General features: G+C 63.5%; 17 protein-coding genes. 4 read left to right on the top strand and 13 right to left on the bottom strand.

Going from position 1 to position 18,577, the window contains the following annotated elements; all coding sequences use genetic code 11:
• Positions 1-28: 28 nt before the first annotated feature.
• Positions 29-1,414: a hypothetical protein gene (locus EWM57_RS05235; protein WP_129920082.1), complete on the bottom strand. Its 1,386-nt coding sequence runs from the start codon at positions 1,412-1,414 to the stop codon at positions 29-31.
• 239 nt (positions 1,415-1,653) lie between these two features.
• Here EWM57_RS05235 and EWM57_RS05230 point away from each other — a divergent pair, with 239 nt between their 5' ends.
• Positions 1,654-4,407, top strand: a complete 2,754-nt coding sequence (locus tag EWM57_RS05230; protein WP_129920081.1) for a TonB-dependent receptor — start codon at positions 1,654-1,656, stop codon at positions 4,405-4,407.
• Between the two features lie 113 nt (positions 4,408-4,520).
• Here the strand turns inward: EWM57_RS05230 and EWM57_RS05225 are convergent, their stop codons facing one another.
• The 8 genes from EWM57_RS05225 to xseA form a co-directional block, all read right to left on the bottom strand.
• Positions 4,521-4,922: a response regulator gene (locus EWM57_RS05225; protein ID WP_129920080.1), complete on the bottom strand. Its 402-nt coding sequence runs from the start codon at positions 4,920-4,922 to the stop codon at positions 4,521-4,523.
• Positions 4,919-5,734, bottom strand: coding sequence for a sensor histidine kinase (locus EWM57_RS05220; RefSeq protein WP_129920079.1), 816 nt, complete (start codon positions 5,732-5,734; stop codon positions 4,919-4,921). The genes EWM57_RS05225 and EWM57_RS05220 overlap by 4 nt, the downstream gene beginning before the upstream one ends.
• Positions 5,731-6,420, bottom strand: coding sequence for a hypothetical protein (locus EWM57_RS05215; protein WP_129920078.1), 690 nt, complete (start codon positions 6,418-6,420; stop codon positions 5,731-5,733). Before EWM57_RS05215 ends, EWM57_RS05220 begins: the two co-directional genes overlap by 4 nt.
• A gap of 145 nt (positions 6,421-6,565) precedes the next feature.
• Positions 6,566-7,240, bottom strand: a complete 675-nt coding sequence (locus EWM57_RS05210; RefSeq protein ID WP_129920077.1) for a hypothetical protein — start codon at positions 7,238-7,240, stop codon at positions 6,566-6,568.
• A gap of 30 nt (positions 7,241-7,270) precedes the next feature.
• Positions 7,271-7,915 carry a hypothetical protein gene (locus EWM57_RS05205; RefSeq protein ID WP_129920076.1) on the bottom strand — a complete coding sequence of 215 codons (645 nt, stop codon included), beginning with the start codon at positions 7,913-7,915 and terminating at the stop codon, positions 7,271-7,273.
• An 81-nt stretch (positions 7,916-7,996) separates the two neighbouring features.
• Positions 7,997-8,320 carry a hypothetical protein gene (locus EWM57_RS05200; RefSeq protein ID WP_129920075.1) on the bottom strand — a complete coding sequence of 108 codons (324 nt, stop codon included), beginning with the start codon at positions 8,318-8,320 and terminating at the stop codon, positions 7,997-7,999.
• A 182-nt stretch (positions 8,321-8,502) separates the two neighbouring features.
• Positions 8,503-8,739 carry an exodeoxyribonuclease VII small subunit gene (gene xseB / locus EWM57_RS05195; RefSeq protein WP_129920074.1) on the bottom strand — a complete coding sequence of 79 codons (237 nt, stop codon included), beginning with the start codon at positions 8,737-8,739 and terminating at the stop codon, positions 8,503-8,505.
• Positions 8,736-10,271 carry an exodeoxyribonuclease VII large subunit gene (gene xseA, locus EWM57_RS05190; protein WP_129920073.1) on the bottom strand — a complete coding sequence of 512 codons (1,536 nt, stop codon included), beginning with the start codon at positions 10,269-10,271 and terminating at the stop codon, positions 8,736-8,738. The genes xseB and xseA overlap by 4 nt, the downstream gene beginning before the upstream one ends.
• A gap of 235 nt (positions 10,272-10,506) precedes the next feature.
• Here xseA and EWM57_RS05185 point away from each other — a divergent pair, with 235 nt between their 5' ends.
• A complete protein-coding gene (locus tag EWM57_RS05185) occupies positions 10,507-12,609 on the top strand; it encodes a M13 family metallopeptidase (RefSeq protein ID WP_129920072.1) in 2,103 nt (700 codons plus the stop codon).
• Between the two features lie 201 nt (positions 12,610-12,810).
• On the top strand, positions 12,811-13,179 hold the full coding sequence (locus EWM57_RS05180; RefSeq protein WP_129920071.1) for a hypothetical protein: 369 nt from the start codon (positions 12,811-12,813) through the stop codon (positions 13,177-13,179).
• A gap of 12 nt (positions 13,180-13,191) precedes the next feature.
• Here the strand turns inward: EWM57_RS05180 and EWM57_RS05175 are convergent, their stop codons facing one another.
• Both EWM57_RS05175 and EWM57_RS05170 read right to left on the bottom strand, forming a co-directional pair.
• A complete protein-coding gene (locus EWM57_RS05175; RefSeq protein ID WP_129920070.1) occupies positions 13,192-13,926 on the bottom strand; it encodes a peptidylprolyl isomerase in 735 nt (244 codons plus the stop codon).
• 132 nt (positions 13,927-14,058) lie between these two features.
• Positions 14,059-15,267, bottom strand: a complete 1,209-nt coding sequence (locus EWM57_RS05170; protein WP_165370418.1) for a zinc dependent phospholipase C family protein — start codon at positions 15,265-15,267, stop codon at positions 14,059-14,061.
• A gap of 213 nt (positions 15,268-15,480) precedes the next feature.
• On the opposite strand from EWM57_RS05170, the gene EWM57_RS05165 reads away from it, so the two are divergent.
• Positions 15,481-16,509, top strand: coding sequence for a hypothetical protein (locus EWM57_RS05165; RefSeq protein ID WP_129920068.1), 1,029 nt, complete (start codon positions 15,481-15,483; stop codon positions 16,507-16,509).
• A gap of 6 nt (positions 16,510-16,515) precedes the next feature.
• On the opposite strand, the gene EWM57_RS05160 is transcribed toward EWM57_RS05165, so the two are convergent.
• The gene (locus EWM57_RS05160) at positions 16,516-17,046 is read right to left on the bottom strand and encodes a CinA family protein (RefSeq protein ID WP_129920067.1); all 531 of its coding nucleotides are present in this window, start codon (positions 17,044-17,046) and stop codon (positions 16,516-16,518) included.
• A 139-nt stretch (positions 17,047-17,185) separates the two neighbouring features.
• Positions 17,186-18,466 carry an APC family permease gene (locus tag EWM57_RS05155; protein WP_165370417.1) on the bottom strand — a complete coding sequence of 427 codons (1,281 nt, stop codon included), beginning with the start codon at positions 18,464-18,466 and terminating at the stop codon, positions 17,186-17,188.
• Between the last annotated feature and the right edge of the window lie 111 nt (positions 18,467-18,577).

Genomic DNA, 18,577 nt, shown 5'->3' with positions numbered 1-18,577 from the left:
GAGTGACTATAAACCAGTAGCGGGGCGCTCATTTTGCTTCCGCGCATTCCTGCAGGGCCGCCGCGCCGATATCCACCGACACGAGGCGGACCGAAGGTGCGGGCTGGGTGGCCGTGCCTAGGTGGCAGTCGAGGTAATTGGCCGCCCGCAAATCGGGGCGGAAGCGGAAACAGGCCTCGCGCTCCGCCTGCCCGCACACGCTGATTTCGGCGGGGGCCCCGGCCGGCATGGGCAGGGTCAGGTACTCCCCGCCGCGCAGCGTGCCCATCACCTGCCCGTTCAGCGATACCTGCACGGGGCGGTCCGGGGCGGCGTCGGGCCGGCGGTACACCACCACGGTAGCCACGGCGGCCGGCGCATCGGCCCGTTCGGTGAGCGGAAGCTTCTCGCTGGAAAAGCCCGTGTCGGGCCAGAGCTGCAGGGTCGCCGCCGTCCACCAGGGCTTTTGCAGGGCCAGCGTGCCCGCCGGGGTGTAGAGCATAGTCTGGCTCTGCTGGCGCGGGTCGATGTAAACCGGGGCCTGGTATTCATAGCCCGCGGCGGTGCGCTGCAAGGGGTAAAAGGCGCCGCCGTAGCGGACGTACTGCTGGCGTCCGTCGCAGAAGCCCCAGTAGTCGCGGCCATCGTGCCACTGGCCAGTGGGCGTGTCGCCGCGCAGCTTCAGGCCGGTGGGCTGGGTGCCGACAATTGCCCGGGTCCCGAACATAACGCCCTCCTTGGCTTCCCATTCCACGCCGGCCAGCGGGGTGTTTTGCTGAAAGTCGGCCACGGTGCGGTAGACGCCGGGGTGCAGCTTGGCCGCCGTCTGGACGGGGTAGGGCTCCGGGGCGGGAGCATGCAGCACCTGGGCCCAGGTCAGGGCCGGACCGGCAGCGGCCTGCTCCGAACTCAGGGTGGCCATCGGGGGCAGGGCCATGAGCAGGGCCCGGCTGATGTTGGAGTCGTGCCGGCCCGTGACGTCGAAGGCCTGGTCGGTTGTCAGCTCCGCCGCGTGGTACACCCGGTGGTAGCCGTCGGCATGCTGGTAGTAGAAGTCGGCCACCACTTCGGCCTGGGCTACTTCCTGCAGGTTGGCGGCCTGCTCGGCCAGGCTCAGCCGTCGTACCACCAGCACCAGGGGCAGCGCCTGCGGGGAGCGGGGCACCTGCCCGTAGAAATGAGTTAGCTCGTGTTCCAGACCCTGCGGAAAGCGGGCCAGCCGGCGCATGTTTTCCGCCCCGCTGCTCAGCCAGCCCAGGCCGCTTCGGGTGAGGCGGGCATCTACGACCTGAGCCACGTACACCGGCCGCGGGTTCGTGGCCCAGGCCGACTCCGCCGACAGCTTGACGGTGTAAAACAGCTGAGCGCGGGCGCTAGGGCAGCTAGCTACGCCAACCAAGGCAGCCAACAGGCCGCCGCGAAGAAGCGAAATCATGGAATGAAATAAGCGTAAAAGGCAGGCTGATAAGAAGCTAGCAATACATCAGCGCGGCCAGCGCCGGCGCCATAACAAGGTGACGCGACGCAGGGAATTGTCTGGGGACGGGCGGGGCTGATTTTTCGCAAGATACGGGCAAAAAGCACGCGGCCGCGAAACTCTCGGGCTGGCTTTCCGGCTACCTGCCAATCCCTTATCTTTGCTTAGCGCAAACGCTGTAATTCCCACTGTACTGCATGAAACACACCTTACTCACCTTTCTGCTCGCTTGCCTGGCCGTCCTGACGGCCGCCGCCCAAAGCACATTCTCCATCAAAGGCCGGGTGCTGGATAAGCTCACCGGCGAGGCCCTGCCCGGCGCCACAGTGCAGGTAACCGGCAACGGCGTCAATACCGGCGCCGGGGCCGAGGCCAACGGCACATACCTGGTGCCAAACCTGAAGCCGGGTACATACTCGGTGAAGGCCTCCTTTATCGGCTATAAAATCACCGAGCAGCGCGTGGTCATCACCACCCAAAACGCTACGGCGAGCTTCTCGCTCAACGCCGACAACGCCACCCTGAATGAAGTGCAGGTAGTGGGCTCGCTCGGCATCGCCGTGGAGCGCGAAACGCCCGTGGCTTACTCGGCCGTGAACGAGGTGAAGCTGCGCGAAACGCTGTCGAACCGGGACCTGCCGATGATTCTCAACGAGACGCCCGGCGTGTACGCTACCCAGAGTGGCGGCGGCACCGGCGACTCCCGCATCAGCATCCGCGGCTTCGACCAGCGCAACGTGGCCGTGATGGTCAACGGCGTACCGGTCAATGACATGGAAAACGGCTCGGTGTTCTGGTCCAACTGGGACCTGGGCGACGTGACCAAGTCGCTGCAGGTGCAGCGCGGCCTGTCGGCTTCGCGCATCGCCGTGCCATCCGTTGGGGGCACTATCAACGTGCTGACCCGCGGCTTCGACGACAAGAAAAGCGTCATGGCCCGCGTGGAAGGCGGCTCCAACGGCTACCGCAAGGCCTCGCTGATGATGAGCAGCGGCACGCTCAAGGGCGACTGGGCTTTCACGGGCTTCGCCTCGCGCCGGGTGTCCGACGGTTGGGTTGACCAGACCTTCGACGACGCCTGGACTTATTTCGGCAACGTGAGCAAGAAGTTCGGCAAGCACCGCCTGTCCCTGACCGGCTTGGGCTCGCCGCAGAGCCACGGTCAGCGCAGCTTCGCCAGCCGCATCGGCGTGTACAGCAACGCCAAGGCCCGCGAGCTGGGCGGCAATCAGGTTATCAACGGCGACAAGGGCTTTGCCTACAACCCGAACTGGGGCTACCTGCGCCGCTACCACCTCGAAGGCAAAGAGCGGGTGTACGAAACCGACAAGGCCGAGGTCGTGAACGAGCGGGTGAACTACTACCACAAGCCCCAGATCAACCTCAACCACTACTGGAACGCCTCCGACCGGCTGTTCATTTCCACGGTGGCCTACGTTTCCATCGGCTCGGGCGGTGGCTCGGGCGCCAGCGCCACGCTGCCCCTGGATGCCAACGGGCAGGCCGACTTCCAGCGCATCTTCGACACGAACACCAACGAGCTGCCTAACGCTTCGAACCCCACCCGCCGGGCCAATACCTACCTGCGCAACAGCGTGAACAACCACCGCTGGTACGGCTTCATCACCGGCGCCGAGTACAAACTCACCGATGCCGTGACCCTCGCTGCCGGCGTTGACGGCCGCACCTACTACGGGGAGCACTACCAGGAAATCCGGGACTTGCTGGGCGGCGACTACGCCACCAACACAGCCAACCGCAACACCGATCCAACCACTCGCCTGGGCCTGGGCGACAAACTCGGCTACAACTACGACGGCAAAACGCAGTGGCTGGGTGGCTACGGCCAGGTGGAATACAAGACCCCGGTGCTGTCGGCCGTGCTCAGCGGGACGGTTTCGCAGATCGGCTACAAGCGCATCGACTACTTCAAAGCCAAGCAGGTCAACGTAGACGGTATCAACTACGACGTGCCGGCCTACACCATCAACCCCTCGGGTTCGGCCAGCCCCTACACCCTGACGCTGAACGGCAAGTCCTACACCAACGCCGACGGCAAACGCGTGGAAACCGACTGGGCCCGCCTGACCGGCTACAGCGTGAAAGCCGGCGCCAACTACAACCTGACCGAGCACAACAACCTGTTTGCCAACGTGGGCTACATCAGCAAGGTCCCGTTCTTCAACTTCGTATTCGACCAGAACTCGGGCCGCAAGCTCCAGGACATCCGCAACGAGGGCATTGCTTCGTTTGAGCTGGGCTACGGCATTTCGTATCCGTCGCTGAAGGCCAACCTGAACGGCTACTTCACGAACTGGACCAACAAGAGCAGCTCCACCACCGGCACCGTCGACGGCGTGCCCGTGTTCAACAACGTGCGCAACGTGAATGCCCGCCACATGGGCGTCGAGCTGGACGTGGCCCAGGAAATCAGCCGCCGCGTGCAGCTGAACGCCGCCATTTCCATCGGCGACTGGCGCTGGAGCTCCACCGGCCGCATCACTCAGGTAGATGAAGGCGGTAAGGTCCTAATCAACGACGAGCCCATCTTCATCAAGGGCGTGCACGTCGGCGACGCGGCCCAGAACCAGTTCCAGCTGGGCCTGCGCTACGAGCCCGTGACGGGCGTCTACGTGCGCCCCTCGTTCCTGGTGTTCTCGAAGTACTACGCCAACTTCGACCCGGTGAACCTGCGCTCGGAGGAAAACCGGACCGACACCTACCGCCTGCCCACCAGCCGCAACTTCGACATTCACTTCGGCTACGACGTGAAGCCAATCCGGGAGCGGTACCGCCTGTCGTTTAAAGCATCCATCCTGAACGTGTTCGACCAGTATTTCATCACCGACGTGCCGACCCGCAGCGTGGTCGACCCCACCCAGGTGAACTCGCTGGAGGCCTTCTTCAACCGCGGCCGCACCTTCACGGCCGGTATGTCGCTGGCCCTGTAAGCAGCGCCAACCGGCCCGCGGCTAAACTTAAAAAAAGCCGGCTCCCTGAATGGGAGCCGGCTTTTTTAGGTATCAGTACCAACGTTGAGCGCTACTGCGCCGGGGCGGAAATCTTACAGCGTGGCCAGCTTGGCATTCGGAGCGGCTGCGGCCATGATGGCCCCGCGCACTTCCTCCGGGTTGGCGTTTTTGAGCAGGTAGCCGTGGGCGCCCTCGGTGTGCAGGCTGTCGATGAGCTCGGGTTCGTCGTGCATGGAGATGATAACCACGCGCACCCGCGGGTACTGGGCCCGCAGCAAGCGTACGGTTTGCAGGCCATCGAGCACGGGCATTTGCAGATCCATCAGCACCACATCGGGTACGATGCCTTGGTCGAGGTGTTCGAGAAGTTCCTGCCCGTCGCCGGCTTCGAAGAGAACTTCCATGCCCGCAAAACCGCTGATCAGGGCCCGCAAGCCTTTGCGGAATAAAATGTGGTCATCGACCACGGCAAGACGAATGTTGGGGTTGCTCATAGGGCGGAAACGAGGGTAGGAGCCTGATCGGCAGGAAGATACGGAATCGGGAAGGAAATCCAAATGCGGCTGCCCGCGCCGGGCGCCGATTCATGGCGGAGCGTGCCGCGCAGTACGGCCACGCGGCTGCGCAGGTTGGTCAGACCCAGGCCGGTGCGGGAGCCGGGCGCGGGTTGGGTGTCGCCGGCGGCCGGGTCGAAGCCCACGCCGTTATCAAGGTATTGCAGGGAAAGGTAGTCGGGCCCGAAGTCGATGCTAACGCTGATGGAGTCGGCGTGGGCGTGGCGCAGGCCGTTGCCAAGCAACTCCTGCACCACCCGATAAACGATAAGCTCCCGCTTGGGGTCGAGGCGGCGGGGCTGCCCGCGCTGCTCAATGAGCACCTGGGTGGGGCCGTCGGCGGGCACGGTGCGGGCCAGCGCGTCGAGGGCGAAGGGCAGGCCAAACTTCTGCAAGGCGGCTGGCAGCAGGTTGCGCGAAATACGCCGCACCTCACTGATGGCCTGATCGAGCAGGGCGGTGGCTTCCTGAGTCAGGTCGGGCTGGCCCAAGGTGCTGAGGTGAAGCTTCACGATGGCCAGGGTAGTGCCCACGCCGTCGTGCAGGTCGGCGGCAATGCGGCGGCGCTCTTCTTCCTGGGCCAGCAGGGCCGCTTCCAGGGCCTGCTGCTGGGAGGCGTCGCGCACTTGGCGCAGTTGTTCCTGCTGGCGTAGCAGCCGCCGCTGGTAGCGCAGCACAAAGGCTACGATGCCCAGGGCCAGCAGCAGCAGCACCGGCGTGGCCAACATTACGGGCAGCAGCCAGCCGTTCATGAGTGCACCGGAGCTTGCGGCTTCCGGTCGGCGTACCAGAAAGCCAGGGCGAAGAGACTGTACTGAATCAGATTCACAATAGAATTGATGGTATAGACAACTTGGTTACTCGCGTAATCCTTGGCCGTCAGAAAGTGATTGATGAAGACATACATCAGTACCGTACCCGAAAAGTACAGCACGACGGCCGTACTCACCAGAAATAAAGGGTCGTGCTCCAGGCGCACGACTTCCAACTCGTTGAGCAACTGTTCGAAATAAAGCAGGGCCAGCCCAATCAGCAGCGCGCTCTGCAGCACGTGGGTGAAGGCATTGACCTGGTGCATGCCTTCGAGGTAAAACGTGTCGAGCAGGGCGAAGGCGGCAAACAGGGGGGCGGCTACCACAATAAAACGCCGCCAGAGCGGCACCCGCAGGGTAAGATAGTAGATGCGGAAGAAAAACAGGGTTTCGGTGATGGTAAAGGCTTGCCAGACCAGCAGGTGCCAGCGGGGCCAGTACATTTCGGTAAGGGCCGCCGCCAGCAGCGTGGCTTCGGTGAAAACCAGGTAGCATGCCAGCAGCCGCAGCGCCGACGGCAGGTGGGGCCAGCGCCACCCGGCCATGCCCAGCGGAACCAGTACCAGAATATTGGAAGCGCGTTCCAGGTATTCGGCAAAGGTGATTAGCCACGGGGAAATGGGCATGGGCAGGTCGGGCGGGGGCGCAGCAGGTGGGACGAATCGGCAATAGAACAGTAGTATACAACTATATACCGGAAGATAACAACGCCCGCCTCGTAATTCTAAGCCGGCCAGTACCCACGCGGGTTCCGGACCAAACTAGGCCGGGTCAGCGGCGGGTATTCCAAAGGGCCAGGGTTAGAAAAGCGTTGAAGACCATCAGCAGCACGGCCTGAATGATGAACATGGTCCAGATCTGGTCGATTTGCTGCTGCTGCTGCATACCGACCTCGAGCAGAAACACGACAATGGTGCCGGCGTAGTAAAGCATCACGCCTACGCTGACCAGAAACATCGGGTCGTGCTCGAGCTGAATGGTGCGCAGTTCCCGGAGCAGCTGCTCGAAATACAGCAGGGCGAACGACAGCAGCACAATGGTCTGCACGGCGTGGGAGCAGGGGTTTTCGCCCTGCCAAAACCCACCCCAATACACTGATTCGCCCACGAACACCAGCACAAATACGGTCAGTGATGCCACCAGAAACCGACGGTTGCGGGGCCCTGTCAGCGCGTACCAGTAGGCCCAACCCAGCAGTAGCGTTTCGGCCAGCGGTATGAGGTGCTGATACACAATGTTGTTGTGAAACACGTGGCGCCCGATTTCCGACAGCACCCCCAGCAGGCAGCCCGGCACGAGGGCCACCCACACCAGCGGGTAAGTGCCCGGGCGCAGCTGGGACCAGCGGTAGGCTCCTACGGCCAGCGGCACGAAAGAAGTGGCCACCGACAGCAGATTCAGCTTTTTGGCCAGCCCGGCCCACCACACAAAATCGGGAGCAGGCATACGCAGCACGAAAGGAAACGGCCGGCGCCGTTAGTACAGGATGGGAGTTTCAGCCTTGGCTTCGGCGCGACTGGTATGCCACAGGGCGAGGGCAATCAGGGTGTTGAGGACCGTCATCAGTACCGCTTGGATGCTGTACATCATCCAGACCTGGTCGAACTGGTGGCGGCGGACGGTGGCGTATTCCATGGCAAAAACCATGAGCGTGCCGGAGTAGTAGAGCGTCACGCCCACGCTGACCAGGAACATGGGGTCCCGCTCGAGGTGGATATTGCGCAGCTCCTGCAGGGTCTGTTCGAAGTACAGCAGGGCCGCGCCCACCAGCACAATGCCCCGGGCCATGCGGGTGTAGGTTTTGGCGCCGGAAATGCCGTGCCAGTACAGAAACTCGGCCAGGGCTACCCCGGCGAAAAAAACCAGGGCTGCCAGCAGCAGCTGCCGGCTCCGGCGGCTGTGCAGCGCCTGGTGGTAAGCCCAGCCCAGAAACAGGGTTTCGGCCCAGATGATGAGGTAGTTGCAGAGCAGGTTGTTGTGATACACCACCCGGCCGACTTCGGCCAGCACGTTGAGGCTGCCCAGCGTGAGCAGGCCGGCCAGAATCAGCTGGCGGTAGGCCGGCTGCAGGGAATGCCAACGCCAGAGGCAGATGAGCAGGGGCAGCAGGTAGGTAAGCACTGAAAAGATATTCAGCGCCTTCGCGATACCGACCAGTAAAGTGCTATCCAGCGTTGGCATTCCAAAAGACCGCAGGGCGAGTTATTCGTTCAGCACGCTGCCCATAGCGCACGTGGAGGGGCAGTCGGGACCGTTGGCAATGATTTTCTGCATCAACTCCGCGTCGTACATGTCGGTGCCGTCGGATTTGGCGCCTACCAGCACGAAGCCGCGCTGGCCCAGGCTGTCGATGGCGTTGTAAATGCGGATGCCCACGCAGTTGGGCTCGTTGAGCAGCTTCATCAGCTGGGTAGTGCCAAAGAACTGGGCTTTGAACGTGCTGCCCTGCTCCAAGCGGTAGCGGGCCGTGGCAGTCGAGGCAGTTTTGATGTCAATTTCTTCGCCAGCAGTGGGATACAGAGGCATAATACAGGTGTGCAGAAGGTTGAAAAAAAGGAAGAGCGGATTGGATAAATCTGACGTCGGCTATGCGACATTCAAATATAGCGCAATCAAATTTGGATGCAAGCAGCGTACCTCGCTTTGTCCATAATGGGCGCTGGTAGGGCCTGAACGGCCGTTTTGCCGACATCGGCTACTGATGGGCTCTAGTGAGCTTCGCCGTCCTCGAACTCTTCGGCTTCGTCTTCGTCCTCCAGCCGTTCAAATACCTGGTCGATGGTGGACTCGGCGTGGCGTAGCTTCTGCCGGCACAGGCGGATCAGCTCGGCGGAGCGCTGGACGCGCGCCGTCAGATCGTCTACGTCCACGGTGTCGGTTTCGAGGGCCCGCAGGATGGTTTCCAGCTCTTCAATAGCCTGGCGGTAAGTCGTATCGTTTGTCATTCGGAAAGAAAGGGAGAAGCAGAATCAGAAAAGGGAACCACTACGGGCTGGGTGGCCGTGACCTGGGCCCGCAGCGTGGCGGCGGGCAGCAGTAGCTGAACCGCGTCGCCGGGACGGAGCGCGGCGGCGGCACGGCCATCGGTGGTGAGCAGCTGCACGTAGCCGTGCCGGGCCAGGGTGGCGGGCTCGGGCAGGGCGCGGGCATCGAGCTCCAGCAGGCGCAGCCGGGCGCGGTGCAGGAGCCGTTCGGCGGCTAGCTGCAGATGATAGTGGTGGCGCAGCAGCTGCTCGCGGCGGCGCCGGTGGAGCCGCCGAAACCGCTGGGTAAGCTGCCGCCCTAAGGTCCGGAGTCCGGCCTGGTGGGTGGCTAAGTTGCGGCGCGCGGCCCTCGGCAGAGCGTGGCTATAGCGGGCTAGCTGCCGCCGCTGCTCGCGCACCAGCCGCCGCGGCCCGGCGGCCGCCGCCCGCAACTGCTGGGCTAAATCGGCGCGGTGCTGCTCGAGCTGGTCCTGGGCAGCTTGGTGGGCGTAGCGGGTCAGCTTGGCCAGATAGGTCTGGGCCTGGGCTAGGTGCTGGGTGGCCACCTGCTGAATGCGCTCGGCGTAGCCGCCGAATACCGCATCGAGCCGGGTTAGGCGCTCGGCCAGGAAAGCCGCCACCGCCGTTGGGGTTTTCAGCGCTATGTGGGCCGTCAGGTCGATGACGGCCTCGTCCCGCTCGTGGCCGATGCCAGTGATAACCGGCAGCGGAAACGCGCCGATGGCCGCCGCTAGCCCGTAGTCGTCGAAGGCCAGCAAGTCGGTTTTGGAACCCCCGCCCCGGATGATAATCACCGCATCCAGAGTGGCGCGCCGGGCCCGGATCAGGTCCAGGGCCGCCAGAATGCTGGCTGGCGAGTCGGTGCCCTGCATGGTGGCCGGAAACAGGGTCACGGCAAAGTCGTAGGGCGACTCGCTCAGGTGTTGCACAAAATCCTGGAAGCCCGCGGCCATCGGCGACGAAATAATGGCCAGGCGCTGCGGCCCTAGCGCCAGGGGCAGGGCTTTCTGGCGTTCGAGCAGGCCTTTGGCTTCGAGCTTGCGAATGGTATCGAGGCGCTGCCGGGCCAGCTCGCCCACGGTGTAGGTGGGGTCAATGGTCAGCACGTCGAGGCTCAGGCCGTACTGCTCGTGAAACTTGACCTGCACGCGCAGCATCAGCTTGAGGCCGACGCTGAGCTCCTGCCCGGTTTGCTCGGCGAAGGCCGGGGCCAGCTGCTGGTAGCGCTGACTCCAGATGGTGGCCCGGGCCTGGGCCTTGAGCTGGGCCCCGCGCCCCGTCACGTGCTGGTCGGTGAGCACGAGGTAGCAGTGGGCGCCGTCGAAGCGGGGCAGGGTGAGGTCGGCAATTTCGGCCACCACCCAGTAGGAGTCGGCGAAGCGGGTTTCCAGCGTCTGCCGCACGCGCACCAGCAGCTCGGCCAGCGGCAGCGGGGCGGGGGGCAACGAACCGGGCAGGCCCGGCTCCGGGCGACGATTAAACAGCGGTGGCATGGGCGGCAAGGTACGTAATTCGGGGCGGCAGCCCTACCCCCCCAAACCGGCGGCGGACCAGCTTCCGCGCCCGGCAAGTCCCGGGCTGAGCCTAACTACCCGCCCTGCCTTTTGGTTACCGTCGGCGGCACAATTGTGAGCCGGTTGGTGGCCGTCACGCCATAAACAGGCCGATACTTTACATTTTCGCTTACCTTTCCAATCCAAACGCACTTCCCTACTCAACCGTTACTTTATGAAAAACACCAACCGTCTGACCCTGGCTGCCGTGGCCGCCGCGGGCCTGACTCTGGCCGGCTGCGCCTCGAGCAAAACGCCCGCCGCCGCCACCACTTCCGCTGCCGCGGCCCCGACGGCCGCCGTCACGGAAGAGCCCGTTGTGAAAGGCATTGGGCTGGACGTGACGACCATCGACAACTCGGTGGCGCCCTGCGACGACTTTTTTCAGTATTCGTCGGGCAACTGGCTGAAGAACAACCCAATTCCGGCCGCCGAAACCAGCTGGGGCAGCTTCAACGAGCTCTATAATAAGAACCAGGCCGTGCAGCGCCAGATTCTGGAGGAGGCCGTGGCCAACACTGGCGCCGCCAAGGGCTCCAACGCCCAGAAAGTCGGCGACTTCTACGCCTCGGCCATGGACTCGATGGCCATTGAAAAGGCCGGTATCACGCCGCTCAAGGCCGAGCTGGCCCGCATCGACGCCATCAAGGACCTGAAGGGCCTGCAGCGCGAGTTGGGTCATCAGCAGCAGATCAGCACCGGCTCGGTGTTCGGCATGGGCGTGGGCCAGGACGACAAGAACAGCACTCAGTACGCGGTGCAGATCCGCCAGGGCGGCCTGCGCTTGCCCAACCGGGACTACTACCTCAAAACGGACCCCCGCACCAAGGCCGTGCAGGCCGCGTACGTGAACTACATCACGAACGTGTTCAAGCTCATGGGCGAAACCCCGGCCGCTGCCGCCAAAAACGCGGCGACCATCATGCGCCTCGAAACCCGGTTGGCCAAGGCCTCCAAGGGCCCCGTGGAGCTGCGCGACCCCTACGCCAACTACAACAAGATGACCGTGGCGGAGCTGCAGAAGCAGTATCCGAACTTCGGCTTCCCGACGGTGCTGGCCCAGACTAACCTGAGCGCGGCCAAGGAAGTGATTGTGGGGCAGCCCGCCTTCCTGAAAGAAGCCAACACGATGCTGAAGTCGGAGCCGCTCAGCGACTGGAAAACCTACCTGCGCTGGCACCTTGTGTCGTCGGTGGCCGGCGCCCTGCCCAAGGCGTACGTAGATGAGAGCTTCAAGTACAGCCAGACGCTGACCGGGGCCAAGCAGATGCAGCCGCGCTGGAAGCGCATGCTGGGCTCGACGGACCGTGCCCTGGGCGAGGCCTTCGGACAGGTGTACGTGGAGCGCGCCTTCACGCCCGAAGCCAAAGCCAAGGCCCTGGAGCTGGTCAACAACCTGAAGTCCGCCTTTGCCGAGCACATTCAGCAGAACGCCTGGATGAGCGCCGCCACCAAGGCGGAAGCCCTCAAAAAGCTCAATGCCTTCACCGTCAAAATCGGCTACCCCGACAAGTGGAAGGACTATTCGGCCCTGACCATCTCGCGCGAGTCGTACCTGAAAAACGTGCTGGCCGCCCGCGAGTGGGCTGCCAAGGACGAGGAGAAAAAGCTCGGCCAGCCCATTGACCGCAACGAGTGGGGCATGACCCCGCCCACGGTGAATGCCTACTACAACCCGCCGATGAACGAAATCGTGTTTCCGGCCGGCATTCTGCAGCCCCCGTTCTACGACCCCAAGGCGGATGACGCCGTCAACTACGGCGCTATCGGGGCCGTTATCGGGCACGAAATGACCCACGGCTTCGACGACGAAGGCCGGCAGTACGACGCCCAGGGCAACCTGCGCGACTGGTGGACCAAGGAAGACGCCGAAAACTTCACCAAGCGCGCCGACGTGGTAGGCCAGCAGTTCGACGCCTTCACGCCCTTCGACTCGGTACACGTGAACGGCAAGCTAACCATGGGTGAGAACCTGGCCGACCTCGGGGGCCTCAACATTGCCTATACTGCCCTGCAAAAGACGCTGGCCGGCAAGCCCAAAACCAAGATCGACGGCTTCACGCCCGAGCAGCGCTTCTTCCTGTCGTATGCCCAGGTGTGGCGCACCAACCAGCGGCCTGAGGCCATGCGCCAGCAGATGCTGACCGACCCGCACTCCCCGGCCCAGTACCGCACCAACGGCCCGCTCCAGAACATGCCCCAGTTCTACGAGGCCTTCGGCTGCAAGGAAGACGCCAAGATGGTGCGCAAGCAGGAAGCCCGCGCCAAGATCTGGTAGCGGTAAATGGTGAACTGGTGAACTGGTGAGTTATGGTTCGGCCGGCGCTAACGGCGCAGATGGCGCAAAACCACGCCGCCAGAACGACAACTCACCAGTTCACCATTTCACAACTTCACCTTTAAAAAAGGCGGCCCGCACTCGGCGGGCCGCCTTTTTGCGTTTGGCCGGTATCTTTGAGCTCAACCTTAGTTTGCCTTCATGTCAAAATTGCTGCCTCTGACTGCGCTGCTGCTCCTGCTGGGAGCGGCGGGCTGTAACAAACCCAGCCTGCGGGAGCAGGTAGCGAATCCGCGGGTGGGCGACGTGTACGTGGTGCAGTTTCAGCCCCCGGGCACCACGGAAAAGCGGTATTTCTTCTACCACGTGTTTCGGGCCACGCCCGACAGCGCCTACCTGCACCCGGCCAGCAAAGACGCCGCCACGGCCGATGCCGACCTGAGCCAGCCCGAGTTCCAGCCCTCGGCCAACACGATGCTGTACACCAAGGCCCAACTGGCCGAATTGCTCCAGGAGCAGGCCGGCGACGTGAACCACGCCCAGCTGGTGCAGGTGCGCCGCGCCGACTGATGCGCCTGTAGGCTAGGGCAACACTTCAATCTTGATATCCACGTCCTTGGTAGGCCACTTGTCGGTGCCCACGGGCTCGGCGGCAATCTTGTCGATAACGTCGAGGCCCTCCACGACTTCCCCGAACACGGTGTACTTGCCGTCGAGGGAGGGGGCGCCGCCCTGGGTGGCGTACACGCGCTGCTGCTCCGGCGTCAGCTTACGGCCCGCCATGGCCGCCGACTGGTCCGGCGTGAGCTTTTCGCCCTGCACGAAGTAGAAGTCGGAGTTGGACGACAGCTTGCCCGGGTTCTGGTCGTCGTCGTAGCGGGCCATGCCCAGGGCGCCGCGCTTATGAAAGTGCTGGGGCACGATTTCGGGCGGCAGGTGGTAGCGGTTGATGCGGATGGTGCGATGGTCGGAGCGGCCGCCCTGAATAGCAAAGCCTTTTACCACGCGGTTGAAAACCGTTTCGTCGAACACGCCCTTGCGGGCCAGCAGCAGAAAATTGGCTTTGTGCACCGGCACGTCGTCGTAGAGCTTCACCCGCATATTGCCCAGGCGGGTGTGCACAATGATTTCCGAGCCCGGATACTGCTGGCCGTACTGGGTTAGCAGCGCGGCCGCGTTGCTGTCGGTGAGGGCTGAAAGGTCAGGGCCGGGTACCGGGGGCGGCGGGGGTGGGGCCGTTTCTACTGGCTTTTCCGGTTGGCCGCAGGCCGCCGTGAGCAGCAGTGCCAGCAGTAGGGGCAGGGCGGGAAGTTTCATAGGGCAAAAGAACGGGAAAAAACCAAGCGCGGCCCGGCCGCCACCCGGGCGGGCAGCTTATTACGAAACGAGGCGGCACCCCGCCGGGATGCCGCCTCGTGCAAGAAGAGCGCGCCGAACAAAGGAGTCAGGCTAGTTCCAGCCGTCGTTGTCCTTCTTGGCTTCCTTCTTTTTCTTGTCTTTCTGCTTGGTAGTGCCTTCGGCGGTCTTGGACTTCACCTTCAGCTTCTCGGGCTGCGTGAACGGGGCCGTGGGTGCCGGGGCGGGGGCTGCCGCCGGGGCCGCGGCGGGGGCTTCTTCCGTTGGCACTGGCGCCATGTCCTGGGCCGAGTTGATCTGGTCGGCCTTTTCCACGGCTTTTTCCTTGTGCAGGGCCAGCAGCAAATCCTGGGGAATCAGCTCAATTTTGTTCCAGGCCTTGAGCTGGGCTTCGAGCTGCTCCTTGGCTTCCTTGCTGGGCTTCTTGGCCATTAGGGTTTCCAGGTCGGGCTTGCCCGCGTCCTGCCAGGCCGTAATCCACATCGAGGCCACCATGGTCGGGGCCTGCTTGAGGCGGTAGGCCACGTGGGCGCCCACTTCCTTGTTGTAGGCGTCGGCAAAGGCGTCGGAGTAGGAGCGACGGGTTTTGCCGTACTTGTGGGAGAAGACGTACTTGGTTTCGGGCGTGAAGGTGCGCGTGACTTTCTCCTCCATGTCGTAGGTGGCGCCCAGGAAGCCATAGGACTCCTGAATCACCTGCCAGATGGCCCGCTGCGGGTCTTTCAGGTATTCGCCCTTGTCCGAGTCGAGCTTCCACTCGGCCAAGTGACGCTCGGGCAGCTTCGACTCCCAGAGGCTGTGCAGACCCTGCTGGTTGGTGAGCTGCCCGTCGTAGTTGATGGTGGTGTGCAGGGGCACGAAGGCGTCGGCCACGTAATGGCCCAGGTCGGCGGAAAGCTGCACAATGGCCACGGTGTCGCGTTGGCGGAAGGCCTCGGTGAGCTTGTCCTTCACGTCCACGACCACCCAGGGCAGCGTGCCGTACTTGCGCAGCGTGTCGGCCGAGTACTTGGCGGTGGCTTTCTCCCAGGCCTTGGGCATCATGCCGAAGGGGTCCTCGCCGAAGTGGTCCATGTCGATAAAGTGCTTGTTGGCCTCGGTCGGGTCGTCCTCGCGCCGCTCATCGGCGGCACTGGCCAGGCGCACTATCTGGGGCAGGTGCTGAAAGTAAAAGCCCTGCATCGTCTTGGGCAGCGCGTACACCGCAATCTGGTTGATGGTTTTATGGGCGAAAAATCCCCAGCCCGGCGACATAAACGGGCACAGCAGGATCAGAACCAGAAGAAATAACTGTTTTTTCATGTTGAAGCGGTAAGCAGCCGAAAGTGGGTCCGCGAAGTTCGGAAATTGTTGCGCGTTTTTGGTTTTTGACGGCTCGTTTTTCGGCGGCCCGTCGGGGCCGGTTTCAAATGGCCGACGCACCGGGCTATGCATTAGCTTAACGCCCTCGGCTTGCGGGCAACGCGAAAAGCCGGCCGCCAGTACTACAAGCCACTCGTCACGATCGAACCCCGCATGGCCCTTATTTCCAAAAAGAAGCTGCACTACTCCATCCGCCAGCCCCTGCGCGACTACCTGCAGCACTACGACCGGGAAACGGAGCTGCCCGTCAGCTACCGCGACCTGCGCCAGATGAGCGGCTCGTTTCCCTTGTTCGACCGTCAGGGCCACGATACGCTCTGGGAAACCGTGTCGTATGAGCCCCAGGCCCTGCGCGAGCTCAGCGTGGGCCTGACCCAGGTGTACGCCCAGCTCAAGACCGGCAGCGACTTGTCCTTCACCGAGCACCTGCTCGCCGACCGCATCGACTACTGCCGCTTCGGCAACTCCAACCCGTTTCGGGTGCGGGTGGTGAACCTGCTCAACGACAACCACGACTATTTCTACGTCAAGCAGGCCGATGCTTCCCGGGTGTACGGGCTGGAATTGGAGCACCTGCTTTCCCCCAACCGCCTGAGCTACTTGGTCAGCGGCGACACGCTGGTGGAAGAGCACATTGCCGGCATTCCCGGTGACGACTTCATCCGCACCCGCCTGCCCCAGCAGCACTTCAACCAGGTCCGCATTGCCAAGGAGTTCGTCAAGTTCAACGAGCGGTGCTTTGCCCGCCTGCTCGGCGACATGCGCTCCTACAACTACGTCATCGTCGTCACGCCCGACTTCGAGGACGACCAGTACCGCGTGCGAGCCATCGACTTCGACCAGCAGAGCTACGAGGGTCGCAAAACCATGTACTTGCCGCAGTACTTCAAGGACAATCTGCCGGTCATTGAAATGTGTAGCAAGTTTTTGAAGCCCGAAACCATCCGCCAGTACCAGACCGAAGAGCGGGTGCTGATGATGCGGCGCGTGCGTCTGGAACGTTACCGCCTCAAGGCCCTGATGGACTGCATGCGCCACGACGAACTGGCCCCCACGGCTAAGGTCGACCAGTTGAAAGCGGAGCTCAACCAGCACCACCAGACCACCATCTTCAACCGCTGCGACAGTATGGGCGACGTGGTGCGCCTGAACCTGATGCTGATGCTGAGCCCGCCTAAGTAAGCGGGCTTACTTGGCTGCTTTCGTCGACAGCGGCGTATTGAGGGCCAGCTGCTGGCGTTGGTCGAGCAGGTGGCCGAGCTGGGTGTAGATGAAGTCGGCGGCCAGCAGACCGAGCTTATCAGTGCTGCCTTTGAGCTGCTCCCGGTACTCGTGGGCCCGCCCCTCGAAAAGGATGGTCACGAAAATGGTGCCCACGGGCTTATCGGCCTGCTCGGAAGCGCCGGGCCCAAACAAGCCCGTGATGGCCACGCACACGTCGGCCGTAGGCAGTTGGCGGTGCAGACCCTGGGCCATTTCGTTCGTGGTCTGCTGACTTTCGGCCGAATATTCGGTCAGGGTTTTCTTTTTTACCCCCAGCAGCCGTTGCTTAGCCTCGGAGTGGTAGGTCACCACCGAGCCCAGCAGCACTTCCCCGATGCCTTCGGTGGGCGCCAGCTGCGCCGCCACCAGGCCGCAGGTGCAGCTTTCGGCCAGGGCCAGCTTGAGCTTGTGCTGTAAAAATTGCTTGATGAGAGCGTTCAGATCGGGCGTTTTCATAGGAAAAAGGCGAAAAGCAGGGCAGGAAATCTGCTGCGCATACGCCGCCCGGCCCGGCCGGGGTTGCGTTCCGAAAGGGGAGGGAGTCAACAAAAAAATACAAGCTGAACCACTAGCAGAACCGTAGAAACCAGCTTTTTCAGGCTGCCTCCCGCCGTTTCACGAGCCGCCAGACCGGGTAGCTGCCGGCCACCAGCCCCGCGGCCAGCAGCGTGTTGGCGGGCTCGGCCACGGCGTTGCTTACCAGAAAGGCTGCCGAACCCAGCAGAGCCAGCCAGGTCGTAACCGGGAAGCCCCAGGTGCGGTAGGGGCGGGGCAGCTCGGGGGCCGTCCGGCGCAGCCAGAGCACCGCCGCAAACCCGACGGCGTAATAGCTCACGAACAGAATGCTGGTTACGGCCAGCAGCTGCTCAGCGGTGCCCGTGGCCAGCAGCAGCACCGTCAGGGCTACGGCCACCAGCAGGGCCGGGCGGGGCGTGCCGGCCGTGTGCACCCGGGCCAGGGGCTGGGGCAAGAGTTTGTCGCGGCCCAGGGCAAAGAGCACCCGCGTGGCCATCAGCAGCACCGAATTAAGCACGCCCAGGTGGCCCAGCACGGCTACGGCCAGCATGGCGCGCCGGCCCCAGGGGCCCAGTAGCCGGTCGGCCACCTCAGCAAGGGGCAGCTCGGCGCTGGTCAGCTCGGCAAAGGGCAGAGCGTGCAGCAAAGCCGCATTGAGTAAAGCGTAGGTCAGAATCACCAGCCCCACGCCACCCAGCATCGAACGGGGTACGGCGCGGGCGGGGTCGTGGTCTTCCTCGGCAAAGTAAATGGCCGCGTACCAGCCGTCGTAGGCGAAGATGACGGCCTGAAACGCCACCACCAGGCTCCCGATACCAGTGCCGCCCAGGGCTTTGGTCGGCGCCGGAGCTGCGGGCAGCCACCAGCTGCCGGCCAGCAGCACCAGCAGGGCCCCAGCTACCAGTAGGGCCGTAATTTCCTGGGCCCGGCTGGCCTCGCGCAGTCCCCGCCACTGAATCAAGCCCAGGCCCGCCACCGAGGCCAGTGCCACCGTCCGCTCGTGCCCGGCCAGGGCCGGTACCAACAGAGCCACGTAGGTGCTCATCATCAGCGCCACCAGGGCTCCGGTTACGCAGCTGCTCACCCAGTCGCCCCAGGCCACCACCACGGCCACAAATTCGCCGAAAGCCCGGTGGGCGTAGCCGTACCAGCCCCCGGCCTGGGGCAGCATGGCGCCCAACTCGGCAATGGCGTTGGCCCCTAGCAGGGCATAAAGGCCGCCTGCCAGCCACACTAGCAGCACGCCGGAGGGTGAGCCTACGGCCTCGGCCACCTCGCGCGGGGAGCGAAGCACGCCCGTGCCGGTGGTACCACCTACCACCACGGCCAGACCAAATCCCAGGCCCAGCAGGCGCAGCAAACGGGAGGAACGGGCGGGGGCAGCAGGAGTAGAGGCCAGAACAGCAGGATTTAGAAGCGGAGGAAAGCAAAAATAAGCCCCGGCGCGGCAGTTCGACAAGCCCGCGGCCCG

Source organism: Hymenobacter persicinus (assembly GCF_004167665.1).
Taxonomy (GTDB): domain Bacteria; phylum Bacteroidota; class Bacteroidia; order Cytophagales; family Hymenobacteraceae; genus Hymenobacter; species Hymenobacter persicinus.
The sequence above is the reverse complement of the archived record's forward strand: the minus strand, read 5'-3'. Positions and strand labels throughout refer to the sequence as shown.